Annotated in this window: 1 protein-coding gene; it reads right to left on the bottom strand. The window is 38.7% G+C overall.

All coding sequences use genetic code 11. The features are described 5' to 3' along the window. On the bottom strand, nucleotides 1–212 hold a 212-nt coding region (locus tag BCT81_RS29545), incomplete at both ends, for a hypothetical protein (RefSeq protein ID WP_206748002.1).

Here is a 212-nt window from a genome sequence, read left to right as displayed (position 1 = left end):
ACTGAGCTAAGTAGCCATTTCCAAATTGTTGCTCATTTTGAAACGTTGCCGCTTCGCTGTGAACGGGGCGCATTATGCGTAGTTGAGTGAAACCCGTCAACTTTTTTTTTGAATAAATCACGAATAAACATCTGTTCGGTTTCTTTTTAGTCAAAGAGGCGTATTTGTCGGCAAAAAATAGGTCAAAAAGGCGATATATATAGGAAGTTAAC

Origin of the sequence: Vibrio sp. 10N.261.52.A1 (assembly GCF_002876325.1) — a bacterium.
Lineage (GTDB): Bacteria > Pseudomonadota > Gammaproteobacteria > Enterobacterales > Vibrionaceae > Vibrio > Vibrio chagasii.
Note: the sequence above shows the minus strand (reverse complement) of the source record. Positions and strands in the feature narration are given on the sequence as shown.